At 58.6% G+C, this 14,382-nt stretch carries 13 protein-coding genes and 1 tRNA gene; 7 read left to right on the plus strand and 7 right to left on the minus strand.

The annotated features are described in order from the left end of the window. Positions 1–25: 25 nt before the first annotated feature. Both ycaC and GVL50_RS11095 read left to right on the plus strand, forming a co-directional pair. Positions 26–652, plus strand: coding sequence for an isochorismate family cysteine hydrolase YcaC (ycaC, locus tag GVL50_RS11090; RefSeq protein WP_053118885.1), 627 nt, complete (start codon positions 26–28; stop codon positions 650–652). Positions 653–838: 186 nt separating this feature from the next. Then, entirely contained in the window at positions 839–2,281 is a 1,443-nt protein-coding gene (locus GVL50_RS11095) for a mechanosensitive ion channel family protein (RefSeq protein ID WP_159812929.1), read from the plus strand. Positions 2,282–2,286: 5 nt separating this feature from the next. On the opposite strand, the gene GVL50_RS11100 is transcribed toward GVL50_RS11095, so the two are convergent. Then, a complete protein-coding gene (locus tag GVL50_RS11100) occupies positions 2,287–2,868 on the minus strand; it encodes a GNAT family N-acetyltransferase (protein ID WP_159812930.1) in 582 nt (193 codons plus the stop codon). A gap of 129 nt (positions 2,869–2,997) precedes the next feature. On the opposite strand from GVL50_RS11100, the gene xth reads away from it, so the two are divergent. After that, positions 2,998–3,792 (plus strand): exodeoxyribonuclease III, encoded by a 795-nt coding sequence (gene xth, locus GVL50_RS11105; RefSeq protein ID WP_159812931.1) that lies wholly within the window; start codon positions 2,998–3,000, stop codon positions 3,790–3,792. A gap of 101 nt (positions 3,793–3,893) precedes the next feature. Then, a complete protein-coding gene (locus tag GVL50_RS11110) occupies positions 3,894–4,727 on the plus strand; it encodes an arylamine N-acetyltransferase (RefSeq protein ID WP_159812932.1) in 834 nt (277 codons plus the stop codon). Here the strand turns inward: GVL50_RS11110 and GVL50_RS11115 are convergent. Then, entirely contained in the window at positions 4,724–5,044 is a 321-nt protein-coding gene (locus tag GVL50_RS11115; RefSeq protein ID WP_159812933.1) for a BrnA antitoxin family protein, read from the minus strand. The two genes, GVL50_RS11110 and GVL50_RS11115, sit on opposite strands and share 4 nt — an antisense overlap. A 289-nt stretch (positions 5,045–5,333) precedes the next feature. Here GVL50_RS11115 and GVL50_RS11120 point away from each other — a divergent pair, with 289 nt between their 5' ends. Continuing rightward, a complete protein-coding gene (locus tag GVL50_RS11120; protein WP_053118894.1) occupies positions 5,334–6,857 on the plus strand; it encodes a nucleobase:cation symporter-2 family protein in 1,524 nt (507 codons plus the stop codon). 201 nt (positions 6,858–7,058) lie between these two features. On the opposite strand, the gene GVL50_RS11125 is transcribed toward GVL50_RS11120, so the two are convergent. Further along, positions 7,059–7,134 (minus strand) — tRNA-Asn (locus tag GVL50_RS11125). A 228-nt stretch (positions 7,135–7,362) separates the two neighbouring features. Between GVL50_RS11125 and GVL50_RS11130 the strand changes: the two genes are divergently transcribed. Beyond that, complete coding sequence (locus GVL50_RS11130) at positions 7,363–7,593, plus strand: hypothetical protein (RefSeq protein ID WP_028624759.1); 231 nt, start codon at positions 7,363–7,365, stop codon at positions 7,591–7,593. Here GVL50_RS11130 and GVL50_RS11135 read toward each other — a convergent pair. After that, positions 7,590–7,790: a hypothetical protein gene (locus GVL50_RS11135; protein ID WP_159812934.1), complete on the minus strand. Its 201-nt coding sequence runs from the start codon at positions 7,788–7,790 to the stop codon at positions 7,590–7,592. The two genes, GVL50_RS11130 and GVL50_RS11135, sit on opposite strands and share 4 nt — an antisense overlap. Before the next feature lie 226 nt (positions 7,791–8,016). Next, positions 8,017–9,213: an amino acid aminotransferase gene (locus tag GVL50_RS11140; RefSeq protein WP_007913409.1), complete on the minus strand. Its 1,197-nt coding sequence runs from the start codon at positions 9,211–9,213 to the stop codon at positions 8,017–8,019. Between the two features lie 336 nt (positions 9,214–9,549). Between GVL50_RS11140 and uvrB the strand changes: the two genes are divergently transcribed. Further along, positions 9,550–11,565 carry an excinuclease ABC subunit UvrB gene (gene uvrB, locus GVL50_RS11145; RefSeq protein ID WP_159812935.1) on the plus strand — a complete coding sequence of 672 codons (2,016 nt, stop codon included), beginning with the start codon at positions 9,550–9,552 and terminating at the stop codon, positions 11,563–11,565. A 120-nt stretch (positions 11,566–11,685) separates the two neighbouring features. On the opposite strand, the gene GVL50_RS11150 is transcribed toward uvrB, so the two are convergent. Continuing rightward, positions 11,686–13,176 (minus strand): MDR family MFS transporter, encoded by a 1,491-nt coding sequence (locus tag GVL50_RS11150; protein ID WP_178124178.1) that lies wholly within the window; start codon positions 13,174–13,176, stop codon positions 11,686–11,688. Positions 13,177–13,225: 49 nt separating this feature from the next. Then, positions 13,226–14,275, minus strand: a complete 1,050-nt coding sequence (locus GVL50_RS11155; protein WP_159812937.1) for an HlyD family secretion protein — start codon at positions 14,273–14,275, stop codon at positions 13,226–13,228. Positions 14,276–14,382: the final 107 nt, after the last annotated feature.

Genomic DNA, 14,382 nt, shown 5'->3' on the forward strand with positions numbered 1-14,382 from the left:
TCGACAACACGCGAGGATTACTGCAATGACCACTCAATACAAACGTCTGGACAAGAACAACGCTGCGGTGCTGCTGGTCGACCATCAGGCCGGGCTGCTGTCGCTGGTGCGCGACATCGATCCGGACAAATTCAAGAACAACGTGCTGGCGCTGGCCGATCTGGCCAAGTACTTCAAACTGCCGACAATCCTCACCACCAGTTTCGAAACCGGCCCCAACGGCCCGCTGGTGCCTGAGCTGAAAGCGCTGTTTCCGGATGCGCCGTACATCGCTCGTCCAGGCCAGATCAACGCTTGGGATAACGAAGATTTCGTCAAGGCGATCAAGGCGACGGGCAAGAAGCAACTGATCATTGCTGGCGTGGTGACCGAGGTCTGCGTGGCATTCCCGGCACTGTCGGCGATAGAGGAAGGTTTTGATGTGTTCGTGGTCACCGATGCCTCGGGCACGTTCAACGAATTGACCCGCGAATCGGCGTGGAATCGTATGTCCACGGCGGGTGCGCAGTTGATGACCTGGTTCGGTCTGGCCTGCGAGCTGCACCGCGACTGGCGCAACGACGTTGAAGGGCTGGGCACGCTGTTCTCCAACCACATCCCGGACTACCGCAACCTGTTCACCAGCTATAACAGCCTGTCTAACGACAAATAACCAATTCCCTGTAGGAGCTGCCGCAGGCTGCGATCTTTTGATCCTGTTTTGAAGATCAAAAGATCGCAGCCTGCGGCAGCTCCTACAAGGGTTGTCTGGTGATTTTTGTCGGCTGAAATCAATTACTCCTACACTCTCCCCAATCTGTGCGATCTTCTCGCGATTGGCCCCCGTCGGAGTTGTTTGATGCTGTCTCTGCTGACCGAACACCCGTTGTTTTGCGCGTTGGTCCTGATCCTCCTTGATCTCGGTCTGTGGCGCCTGATCAGTTCCCGTGGCAGCGAGTGGAAACTGCTGGTGCGCGTGCTGATTTTTACCCTGTTCAGCATCTTGCTGTTCAACGAAGGCCTCAACCCGATGGAGCCCGCGCCGTGGGCCGACAATGTGCCGTTGCACCTGGCGGCGACCGGGTTGCAGATTGGCTGGTGGCTGTTCGGCGCGCGCACCCTGACGGTGTTGATCGGCGCGGTGATGATGCAACGGGTCGGCCACACCGGGCGGTTGTTGCAGGATTTGCTCGGCGCTGTGATTTTCCTTATCGCGATTATCGCGGCGCTTGCCTACGTGCTCGATCTGCCGGTCAAAGGCGTGCTGGCGACGTCCGGCGCGTTGGCGATCATCGTCGGTCTGGCCCTGCAGAGCACGCTCAGCGATGTGTTTTCCGGCATCGTCCTCAACACCACCAAGCCTTATCAACTGGATGACTGGATTTCCATCGACGGCACCGAAGGTCGGGTCACCGATATCGATTGGCGTGCCACGCGCCTGCAAACCAGTCAGGGCAGCATGGCGGTGATTCCCAACTCGCTGGCGGCCAAGGCGAAGATCATCAACTTCAGTCGGCCGAGCAATATGTTCGGCGTCGCGGTCAGCGTGCAGGTCAGCCCGCATGCGCGGCCCAGTTCAGTGATCGAATCGCTGGAGCGGGCGATGCAGGGCTGTCGGCAATTGCTCGACAACCCGGCGCCGAGTGTCGCGCTGAAAAGCTCCGGCAGCAGCGGCGCGGAATACGAGATCAGCGGTTTCGTCGCGTCGATGGGCGAGAAACGCGTGGTGCGCAATCAGCTGTTTGATCTGGCGTACCGGCACTTGCAGGCGTCCGGGGTCAATCTGCTGTCGAGCGATGAAAGCAGCGCGCCGAGCAACCTGTCGCGGCCACGGGCATTGCTCGACAGTTCGCCGATCTTCTCGACGCTGCGTCAGGAAGAGAAAGAAACCTTCAGCCAGAACATGACCCTGCAAAATTTCCGCACTGGCGAGACGATCCTGGAGGCGGGGGAGGTCAGCGATCACTTGTTCATCATCGAGTCGGGCGTGGTCACAGTGACGCTGACCCGCCACGGCACGCCGTTCGAGTCAGGGCGCATGGGCCCGGGCGAAGTGATCGGCGAGGCGGGCATCCTTTCCGATTCCTCGGTGCCGGCCAAGTTTGCCGCGAAAACCTTCTGCGCCCTGTACCGCATCGAGAAGACTTACCTGAAGCCGTGCCTCGACGCTCGCCACGACATCAGCGATGCGATGAAAACCTTGCTCGATTATCGCCTCCACAAGGCGCAATCGCTGACCGAGGAAGCGCCGGTGGTGGTGGCGAAAAAAGGCTTCCTGCAATGGCTGCGCAGTCGCGCCTGAATGTTTTATGCGTAGGCGGCGAGTTTCTGTTCCAGATGCGCGCGCACTTGCGGCCATTCGTCGTCGATGATGCTGAAACGCACCGAGTTGCGTTTGCGCCCGTCCGGCATGATCCGTTCATGACGGACGATACCTTCCTGCTGCGCGCCGAGACGCAGGATCGCGTTACGTGACTTCTGGTTGTTCTCGTCGGTGGTGAACTGCACGCGCACGCAATCGAGCACTTCGAAGGCGTGGCGCAGCATCAGGTATTTGGCTTCGGTGTTGACGAAGGATTTCTGCCAGCTCGCCGAAATCCAGCTGCTGCCGATTTCCAGCTTGCGATTGATCGGATCGATCTTCCAGAAACGTGTTGAGCCGATCACTTCACCGGTGTCTTTCAACACAATGACAAACGGCATCACCGTGCCGGCCTCGCGACCGTCGAGGGCCTTTTTCAGATAGCTGTCGACGGTGCTGGCCGACGGCACAACGGTCACGGTGAGGTTCCACAATTCGCCGTCGGCAGCCGCATGGAGCAGGGCGGCGGCATCGGAGTACTCAAGCGGGCGCAGAAGGATGCGCTGACCTTGCAGCGTGGTTGGCATGGGATACAGGTCTCGGCAGAGCGGGCGAAGGGCGAGCGCCTATTACGCCGCAGCGAGCGGATCCGATGCAACCGCTGCGATGTTCACGCGGTCACAATTTTCACAGCCCACGGGCAGGAGCCTCAGCCGATGAAAAACCTGCGGATCGCCACCTACAACGTCAACGGTTTACGCGCGCGTTTGCCGAATCTGCTCGATTGGCTCAAACGCGAGCAACCCGACATCGCCTGCTTGCAAGAACTCAAATCGGTCGATTCGGCATTCCCCGCCGCCGAGCTGGAAGCCGCCGGTTATGGGGCGATCTGGCAAGGGCAGGCGGCGTGGAATGGTGTGGCGATTCTTGCCCGAGATGCGCAGCCGCTGGAGAGCCGTCGCGGTTTACCGGGCGATCCCGACGACAAGCACAGTCGCTACCTGGAAGCGGCGGTGCACGGCGTGCTGGTCGGTTGCCTGTACCTGCCTAACGGCAATCCGCAGCCGGGGCCGAAATTCGATTACAAACTGGCGTGGTTCGAACGGCTGATCAGCTATGCGAAAGACCTGCAAAGCAGCGATCACCCGGTGGTGCTGGCCGGTGATTACAACGTCGTGCCCACCGACATGGACATCTACAACACCCGCTCATGGCTCAAGGACGCTTTGCTGCAACCCGAAAGCCGCGAGTGTTATCAGCGCCTGCTCGATCAAGGCTGGACGGATTCGCTGCGGCATTTGTATCCCGAAGATCGCCTCTACACATTCTGGGATTACTTCCGCCAACACTGGCAAACCAACTCCGGTTTGCGCATCGATCATCTGCTGCTCAACCCGGCATTAAGTCCGTATCTGCACGAGGCCGGCGTAGACGCGTGGGTGCGCAATGAACCGCACGCCAGTGACCATGCGCCAACGTGGATTCGCATCGGCTCACGCAAAAAGCGCTAGCAGGCGATTGGCGAAATCAATTGTCGAACTCAGTGGCTGATCCCGTATACATGGCGACCATCAATGCAGTGAACTGCGGCCCCATGCAAAAGGATTGAGCAATGAGCGAGCCACGCCTGACGAACCTGAAGCTGTACCTGCAACGTCTGGGTTTTGATGCACCGCCAGCGCCGACGCTGGAAAACTTGCGGCTGCTGCAATGGCGCCACACCGGGGTCTTTCCTTTCGAGAATCTGGCGACGATTACTGGCGCACCGGTGCTGATCGATCTGCCGTCCATTGAAGAAAAAATCCTGCTCGGCGGTCGCGGTGGCTACTGCTATGAGCTGAATAATCTGTTCTTCACCCTGCTGCTTGAGCTGGGCTTCGACGCTCGCGCCATCAGCGGCCGCGTGGTGATGAACCAGCCGGAAGGCAGCTGGACGGCGCGCACGCACCGCTTGAGTCTGGTCACCCTCGACGGCGTGCGCTACATCACCGACGTCGGCTTCGGCGGCATGGTGCCGACCGCGCCGCTGCTTCTCGATACCGAGGCAGAACAAACCACCCCGCACGAACCCTATCGCATCGACAAACAAGCCGATGGCTACATGCTGCAAGCCAACGTCGCCGGCGAGTGGCGATCGATGTACCTGTTCGACCTGCAACGCCAGGAAGACATCGATTTCACCATCGGCAACTGGTACGTCTCGGCCCATCCCGACTCTCCTTTTACCCAACGCCTGATGGCGGCGCGAACCGGTGATGGCTGGCGCAAAACATTGAACAACGGCAGTTTCGCCCTTCATCGCATGGGCGCGAGCAGCGAGCGGCGCGAAATCACCGAGGTGGCGGCATTGATCGAACTGCTGGAGCAGGAATTCGGCATTCACCTGCCGGACGTGCCGCATACACGGCATTCCCTCGAACGAATGATCGTACCGGCCGAAGCCTAAGGCTTGGCATCCGGCTCCAGCACCCGGCGAATTTCCCCGGCCGCTGCCGACAATTTTTTCTCAAGACTCTTGAGGTCGGCGGCGGTAATGCCTTTGCTGAATTGCAGCGGATCGACCTGGTCGTGTTTTTCAGCATCGAGCAAGGCATGGCGCAGCGTGTTGTTGATCACCGTCTGATAACCAAACCCCTCGTTCTCCGCCACCGTGCGTGCGGCGTCGATGACGGCATCGTCGAGCATGATGGTGATCCGGGTTTTGCCCTTGGTCGACGCCACAGCGCCGCGTTTGCCTTGGGAGAAGTCATATTCGTCTTTCATTGGTTAAATCTCTTTAACAAAATACTCAAAATCATTATGCATATTTAATATGCATAAAAAAGACTGCGACCGCACCGTCGGTCGCCATGAACACTTCAGCCTAGTGGGTGTTGGCGCAGATGCAGGTGGGGATGTATTGCCGGATTTGTGGGCGTTGCGAGGCGCGGACTAGAAGCTTGGATGGCTACCTATCCATTTTGTGACTGGCAAGTTGTATACAACTCTATGGACATTTGTCCTGAGTATTGAATACAGTGTGCGCATAACAAAAACCAGGGAACCCCCCACCATGAAAACGCCCCATGTTTCACACCAACGGCCCGAGGACGAAAATCTCGGGGTCGGCGCGAATATGGCTTACGGCCTGCAACATGTTCTGACCATGTACGGCGGTATCGTTGCGGTGCCACTGATCATCGGCCAGGCGGCCGGCCTGTCGCCGGCAGACATTGGTTTGTTGATTGCTGCTTCATTGTTTGCGGGGGGGCTGGCGACGCTGCTGCAAACCCTGGGTCTACCGTTTTTTGGCTGTCAGTTGCCGCTGGTACAGGGCGTGTCGTTCTCCGGCGTGGCGACCATGGTCGCGATCGTCAGCAGTGGCGGGGAGGGCGGCTTCCAATCGGTGCTTGGCGCCGTCATTGCGGCATCGCTGATCGGCTTGCTGATCACGCCGGTGTTCTCGCGCATCACCAAGTTCTTCCCGCCATTGGTCACCGGTATCGTGATCACCACCATCGGCTTGACGCTGATGCCGGTGGCCGCACGCTGGGCGATGGGCGGCAACAGCCACGCGCCGGACTTCGGCAGCATGCAAAACATCGGTCTGGCGGCGGTGACGCTGGTGCTGGTGTTGCTGCTGAGCAAGGTGGGCAGCTCAACCATCTCGCGTCTGTCGATCCTGTTGGCCATGGTGATCGGTACGATACTGGCGGTGTTCCTCGGTATGGCGGATTTCTCCAACGTCACCACCGGGCCGATGTTTGGCTTCCCGACGCCGTTCCACTTCGGCATGCCGACGTTCCACTTTGCCGCGATTTTGTCGATGTGCATCGTGGTTATGGTGACACTGGTGGAAACCTCGGCGGACATCCTCGCCGTCGGTGAAATCATCGGCACCAAAGTCGATTCCAAACGCCTGGGCAATGGCCTGCGGGCAGACATGCTGTCGAGTATGTTCGCGCCGATCTTCGGTTCGTTCACCCAGAGCGCTTTTGCCCAGAACGTTGGTCTGGTGGCGGTGACCGGGATCAAGAGTCGTTATGTGGTGGCCACCGGCGGCGTATTCCTGGTGATCCTTGGCCTGCTGCCGTTCATGGGTCGGGTTATCGCAGCGGTGCCGACTTCGGTACTCGGCGGCGCCGGTATCGTGCTGTTCGGCACTGTGGCAGCGAGTGGTATTCGTACGCTGTCGAAGGTTGATTATCGCAACAACGTCAACCTGATCATCGTCGCCACCTCGATCGGTTTCGGCATGATCCCGATTGCCGCGCCGAACTTCTACGATCAGTTCCCAAGCTGGTTTGCGACCATTTTCCACTCGGGCATCAGCTCGTCGGCGATCATGGCGATCCTGCTGAACCTGGCGTTCAACCATTTCACCACTGGCAACTCCGATCAACAGTCGGTGTTTGCGGCGGCGGAGGAGCGGACTCTGCGTTATCGCGATCTGGATGCGCTGCGCGAAGGCGATTACTTCAGCGACGGTAAACTGCATGACTGCGACGGCAATGAAGTGCCGGTGATCGAGCCGGATGATCACGACCACGGCCATGGCGCGCCGAAAGTGCAGGTGAAAAGCAGCGAGCATGTCTGACCGCTGTAGCTGATTGGAAAAGGGCCGATCTGTTAATCAGATCGGCCCTTTTTGTTTGAAGATCAAAAGATCGCAGCCTTCGGCAGCTCCTACAGGGGATAGGTGTTTTCATGTAGGAGCTGCCGAAGGCTGCGATCTTTTGATCTTTTCGAGCGCACACAAAAAAGCCCCTGAATCTTTCAATTCAGGGGCTTTGCTATTTGGCTCCACAACCTGGACTCGAACCAGGGACCCAATGATTAACAGTCATTTGCTCTACCAACTGAGCTATTGCGGAATTGGTGCTTATGTTACTGATTCAAAAAGAGAAGTCAAGCGTCGATTGTGAAATTGAACGATTTACGGGGACGAAGGGTAGTTTGTCAGCGATTGGCGGTTACCAGATTCTCGCTAGAGGTCTACCATGGCCGCCCGGAAGTGGTAACACGCGCTACCGGCCATCCGCCGAAAAGGTAAGCGCCATGCATCACTTGATTTGTCAGTCCCGCCACAACGAGGTGTTCGCATGAGCATCGCGCAAATCAGCCTGCCGAAAGGCGTCGGCCCTCACGCCGAAAAACTCCTCGATGCGATCACTCAGGCCGGCACCGCTGAAGAACTGAATCGCGCTGGCGGCAAGGCCGAAGGTTTTGTCCTCGGTCTGGAAAGCGCCAAGGCGATCAAGAGCCAGATCGCCGAATCGCTGTACGTCGCGTATGACGATGCCGCCAGTCAGCGCGCGACCGAATTGGCTTAACTGCCGAAGGTAATGGTGCCGAGCATCAGTTTGGCGTAAGCCGCCGTGGCTGCCAGTTGCACCAGCCACAGCACCAGACCGCCAAGAAACACCCCGGTCGCTACTTGCAGCACCAGGCTTTTTTCGCGTTTGGCCGAGGCGCGGGGGATGAAATCATCCAGATCGTCACGGTCGGCGCGCAGGTTGTCGTTTTTCATTGGGTTTCTCACAGAATTCTTGGGTTAACTCATCGCTAATGTGGGAGCGGGCTTGCTCGCGAATGCGGTGTACCAGTCAGAAAAAATGGTGACTGAGCCGATGCTTTCGCGAGCAAGCCCGCTCCCACAGTTAAATCTGTGTGCAGTTTAGATGGAATGTTGCATTCCTTCGGACAAATAAAAACGGGAAGCCCCAAGGCTTCCCGTTTTTCATCACGCAGCGTTATCAGATGACCTGAACGATCGCGTCCGTCACAGCCTTGATGTTGCTCTGATTCAGCGCAGCCACACAGATACGGCCGGTATCCAGTGCGTAAATGCCGAACTCGTTACGCAGGCGATGCACCTGTTCAGTGGTCAGGCCCGAGTAGGAGAACATGCCGCGCTGACGACCCACAAAGCTGAAGTCGCGGCCCGGGGCTTTCTCGGCCAGCAGGGCAACCATCTGCTCACGCATGCCGCGAATGCGCAGACGCATTTCAGCCAGTTCCGCTTCCCACTGCGCACGCAGTTCCGGGCTGTTCAGCACGGCGGCGACGATGCTTGCACCGTGAGTCGGTGGGTTGGAGTAGTTGGTGCGGATCACGCGTTTGACTTGCGAGAGCACGCGCGCGCTTTCTTCTTTCGATTCGCTGATGATCGACAGGGCGCCAACGCGCTCGCCATACAGCGAGAACGACTTGGAGAACGAGCTCGAGACGAAGAAAGTCAGGCCGGATTCAGCGAACAGGCGCACAGCCGCGGCGTCTTCGTCGATACCGTCGCCAAAACCCTGGTACGCCATGTCGAGGAAAGGCACGTGACCTTTGGCTTTAACCACGTCCAGCACGTTGTTCCAGTCCGCCGGGGTCAGGTCGACGCCGGTCGGGTTGTGGCAGCAAGCGTGGAGGATAACGATCGAGCCGTTCGGCAGGGCGTTGAGGTCTTCGAGCATGCCGGCACGGTTCACGTCGTGAGTGGCAGCGTCGTAGTAGCGGTAGTTCTGCACCGGGAAACCGGCGGTTTCGAACAGCGCGCGGTGGTTTTCCCAGCTCGGGTCGCTGATCGCCACGACGGCGTTCGGCAGCAGTTGCTTGAGGAAGTCGGCACCGATTTTCAGGGCGCCAGTACCGCCGACGGCCTGAGTGGTGATGACGCGACCGGCGCTGATCAGCGGCGAGTCATTGCCGAACAGCAGTTTCTGCACGGCCTGGTCGTAGGCAGCGATGCCATCGATCGGCAGGTAACCGCGCGAAGCGTGTTGAGCGACGCGAATCGTCTCGGCTTCAATAACGGCGCGCAGAAGTGGAATTCGCCCCTCTTCGTTGCAGTAAACGCCAACGCCCAGGTTGACCTTGGTGGTCCGGGTATCGGCGTTGAATGCTTCGTTGAGGCCCAGGATTGGATCGCGGGGTGCCATTTCGACAGCGGAGAACAGGCTCATTATTACGGCGGCTCTAATGGATAGTGGAGGGACGTGTGGCGCTCCAGCCGAATGCACTAGAGCGGTGCACAAACGGGGAGCTAGTATAGAGGCCATCTGCGAGCAATGGCGACAGGCGATTCGGCTTTTCAGGTAAGTTTTTGCGATTATTTCTTGACCGTTAGTCGATTGGCCGTGTCAGAGACTTTACCGGATGTAGGACGTTTGCCTTGAAAGCAGAGGCAATCGCCACCACATTGAGCACAATCCAGGTTTTTTCTTGCGCGACACCGGTCGTTTGCGGTTGTCCCCGTGGTGCTCCGCTTTGCGCGGAATGCCGCGATCCCAGAGGTGTATATGTCCGAATTCCAGCTCGTCACTCGCTTTGAGCCCGCCGGCGATCAGCCGGAAGCCATCCGCCAATTGGTCGAGGGCATCGAAGCCGGGCTGGCGCACCAGACGCTGCTCGGTGTGACCGGCTCGGGCAAGACCTTCAGCATCGCCAATGTCATCTCGCAGATTCAGCGCCCGACGCTGGTGCTGGCGCCGAACAAAACCCTCGCTGCGCAGTTGTATGGCGAGTTCAAGGCGTTCTTCCCGAACAACGCCGTTGAATACTTCGTTTCCTACTACGACTACTATCAGCCCGAAGCCTATGTGCCGTCGTCCGACACCTTCATCGAGAAGGATGCGTCGATCAACGACCACATCGAGCAGATGCGCCTGTCCGCGACCAAAGCGTTGCTGGAGCGAAAAGACGCGATCATCGTCACCACGGTGTCGTGCATCTACGGTCTCGGTAGCCCGGAAACCTATTTGAAAATGGTCTTGCACGTCGATCGCGGTGACAAACTCGATCAGCGCGCATTGCTGCGCCGTTTGGCCGACCTGCAATACACCCGCAACGACATGGATTTCGCCCGCGCGACCTTCCGTGTGCGCGGCGACGTGATCGACATCTACCCGGCGGAATCCGATCTGGAAGCGATCCGCATCGAGTTGTTTGATGACGAAGTCGAAAGCATTTCCGCGTTCGATCCGCTGACCGGCGAAGTCATCCGCAAGATGCCGCGCTTCACGTTCTACCCGAAGAGCCACTATGTGACGCCACGGGAAACCCTGCTCGACGCCATCGAACACATCAAGGTCGAATTGCAGGAGCGCCTTGAATACCTGCGCAGCAACAACAAATTGGTCGAGGCCCAGCGCCTTGAGCAGCGCACCCGTTTCGACCTGGAGATGATCCTCGAACTGGGTTACTGCAACGGCATCGAAAACTACTCGCGCTATCTGTCCGGACGTCCGGCCGGTGCCGCGCCGCCGACCCTTTACGATTATCTGCCGGCGGATGCCTTGCTGGTGATCGACGAATCCCACGTCAGCGTGCCGCAGGTTGGCGCGATGTATAAGGGCGACCGTTCGCGTAAGGAAACCCTAGTCGAATATGGTTTCCGCCTACCGTCCGCACTGGATAACCGGCCGATGCGTTTCGATGAGTGGGAAGGGGTGAGCCCGCAGACCATTTTCGTTTCGGCGACGCCGGGCAACTACGAAGCCGAGCACGCCGGGCGCGTGGTCGAGCAACTGGTGCGTCCGACCGGGCTGGTCGATCCGCAGATTGAAGTGCGTCCGGCGCTGACGCAGGTCGACGATCTGCTGTCGGAAATCTCCAAGCGCGTAGCGATCGAAGAGCGCGTGCTGGTCACTACGCTGACCAAACGCATGGCCGAAGACCTCACTGATTACCTTGCCGATCACGGCGTGCGCGTGCGTTATTTGCACTCGGACATCGACACCGTTGAGCGCGTCGAGATCATCCGCGACCTGCGCCTCGGCACGTTCGATGTGCTGGTCGGCATCAACCTTCTGCGTGAAGGTCTGGACATGCCGGAAGTGTCGCTGGTGGCGATTCTCGATGCGGACAAGGAAGGTTTCCTGCGTTCCGAACGTTCGTTGATCCAGACCATCGGCCGTGCGGCGCGTAACCTCAATGGCCGCGCGATTCTCTACGCCGACCGCATGACCGGTTCGATGGAGCGGGCGATTGGCGAGACCGAACGACGTCGCGACAAGCAAATCGCCTTCAACCTGGAAAACGGCATCACCCCGAAAGGCGTATTCAAGGACGTCGCCGACATCATGGAAGGCGCCACAGTGCCGGGCTCGCGCAGCAAGAAGCGCAAAGGCATGGCCAAGGCTGCCGAAGAGAGCGCCAAGTACGAAGCCGAATTGCGCTCGCCGAGCGAGATCACCAAACGCATTCGCGCGCTGGAAGAGAAGATGTATCAGCTGGCGCGGGATCTGGAGTTTGAAGCGGCGGCGCAGATGCGCGATGAGATTGCCAAACTGCGCGAGCGGCTTTTGGCTGTTTGATCAATACGCCCTGACTTCAAACCTGTAGGAGCTGCCGAAGGCTGCGATCTTTTGATCTTGTTTTTACAATCAAAGTCAAAAGATCGCAGCCTTCGGCAGCTCCTACAGGATTGAGTCGGATCAGTGAGATTCGCCGGCCTTTAGCCCCGCCGGGAGCTTTTTGGTCAGTAGAATCGCCAACATACTGATCCCCAGCGCAATCCCGACAAAGTGAAACGCATCGTTGTAAGCCATGATCGCCGCCTGCTGATGGACGATCTCGCTCAACTTGCCCAACGCCGCCGTGTCACTGCCAAACCGATCCGTCATCGACGCCAACCGCTCGGCCACCTGCGGATTGGTCGGCACTACCGCCTCGCGCAAATAATCGAAGTAGGTCTTGGTGCGCGCATCCAAAAGCGTCGCTAGCAAGGCAATGCCAATCGCACCGCCAAGGTTGCGCAGAATGTTGAACAGGCTCGATGCCGACCCCGCGTCCTGCGGCAGGATGTACGCCGTGGCAATCAGCGAAATCGTCACCATAATCAACGGCTGCCCCAGCGCCCGGACAATCTGAATCTGATTGAACTGCGGCCCGGCAAAATCCGGGTTGAGCACTCCCGACGAAAAACTCGCCAGACCAAACAGTCCAAACCCCAGCGTGCACAGCCATTTTGGCGAAATGATCTTCATCAGCTTCGGCACCAGCGGAATCAGAAACAGCTGCGGCACGCCCATCCACATGATCACTTCGCCGATCTGCAGGGCGTTGTAGTTCTGGATCTGCGCCAGGTACAACGGCAACAAATAGATCGAGCCGTACAACCCGACACCCATGCCCAGACTGGAAATACTCGATAAACCGAAATTGCGATTACGCAGAATGCCAAGGTTGATCAGCGGATTGGGTTTGGAAATCTGCACGATGACAAAGGTGATCAGACTCACCAGCGCAATGCTGCCCAGCGTCACGATCAGGCTCGATTCCAGCCAGTCCTTGCGATGGCCTTCCTCAAGAAAAACCTGCAAGCAACCGAGGCCGATGCCCAGCGTGAGAATGCCGGTGTAATCGGTGCTTTTGAGCAATTCCCAGTGCGCTTCTTTCTTCTCCAGCCCGTACATCAAACCGGCGATCATGATCAGCCCCGGCGGAATGTTGATGTAGAAGATGTATTCCCAGCCCCAGTTTTCCGTGAGCCAGCCGCCCAGCGTCGGGCCGATCGACGGCGCAAAGGTCGCGGTCATGGCAAACATCGCCATGCCTTTGGCGCGGTGGTGTTCGGGGAGTTTGATCAAGGTCAGGGTGAACGCCAGCGGGATCAGTGCGCCGCCGGTGAAGCCTTGCATGGCGCGAAAGACGATCATGCTCTCCAGGCTCCAGGCCATCGAGCACAGTAGCGAGGACACCAGAAAGCCCAGCGACACCCACACAGCCAATCGTCGCGCCGACAGCAACTGCACCAGCCACGCGGTCAGCGGAATCATGATGATTTCCGCGACCAGATAGGAGGTGGAAATCCACGAACCTTCTTCCAGCGTCGCCGACAGCGCGCCCTGAATATCCTTGAGCGAAGAGTTGGTGATCTGGATGTCGAGCACCGCCATAAAGGCGCCGAGCATTACGCTCATCACCGCGATCCAATCGCGCCGGGTCGGTTCGCCGACCGGGCGGATCAGCGAATCACCGGCCATCTTCAGGGGCGTCTTTGATGTTTACGGTCGCGGTGACTGACATGCCCGGACGGATTTTCCCGTGCAGCGGGTTATCGGCTTTGAAGGTTAGTTTTACCGGAATCCGTTGCACGACTTTGGTGAAATTGCCGGTGGCGTTGTCCGGTGGCAACAGGCTGAACTGCGCTCCGGACGCGGCGAACAGGCTTTCGACCCGCGCTTCGATCGGCGTGTCGCCATAGGCATCGAAGGTCAGCTCGGCTTTTTGTCCCGGCTGCATGTGGCCTATCTGGGTTTCCTTGAAGTTGGCCTGCACCCAGATGTCCTCGTCCGGAACGATCGACAGCAAATAGGCGCCGGCCTGCACCACTTGGCCGTTGCGCGCAGCGCGTTGGCCAACGAGGCCGCTGATTGGTGCGTGGATTTCGCTGCGGGTCAGGTTGAGTTCGGCCTGAGCAATATCGGCGTGGGCGTTGGCGATCTGTGCGTCGAGGCGTTTGATTTCAGCGTTCAGGGCGTTGACCTGTTGGCGCTGACCTTGCGCGTCGGCCTGTGCTTTAGCCACTTGCGAACGAGCAATGTGGGCGTCGGCGGAGAGGGTGGTCACGCGTTCTTCGGAAACGTAACCGGGTTTGCGCAAGGTTTCAGCGCGCGACAAATCCATCTGCGAGCGGCCAAGCGTCGCTTGTGTAGTCGCTACTTGCGCATCGCTGGCGGCGATCAGGCTAGATTGTTGGGTCAGTTTGCTTTGCGCTTGCAGGCGTTCGGCTTCGCGGGTGGCGAGGGCGGCATTGGCGCGGTCTACCGCGAGGCGGAAATCATTCGGTTCGAGGCGTACCAGCAACTGGCCTTTTTCCACGTGCTGATTGTCCTGCACCAGCACTTCGTCGATGCGCGCGCCCAATTGGCTCGAGACACGAGTGATCTCGCCCTGGACATAGGCGTTGTCGGTGCTTTCATAAAAACGTCCCTTGAAAAACCAGTGGGCGAAGAAGCCCCCGGCAATCAGCAGGACGAGCAGCAGGAAAATAAACAGGCGACGCTTGAGTTGGGCAGGCATGGGGCAAACTGTAGTCGAGGAATTGTAAGGAAAGTTATCAGCAGGCAAATTTGGCATACAGCCGATAAACGGTAAATGCCATCTGTTGATATTCCGCCATTCATCAC

This window comes from Pseudomonas sp. 18058, assembly GCF_902706155.1.
Taxonomy (GTDB): Bacteria; Pseudomonadota; Gammaproteobacteria; order Pseudomonadales; family Pseudomonadaceae; genus Aquipseudomonas; species Aquipseudomonas rustica.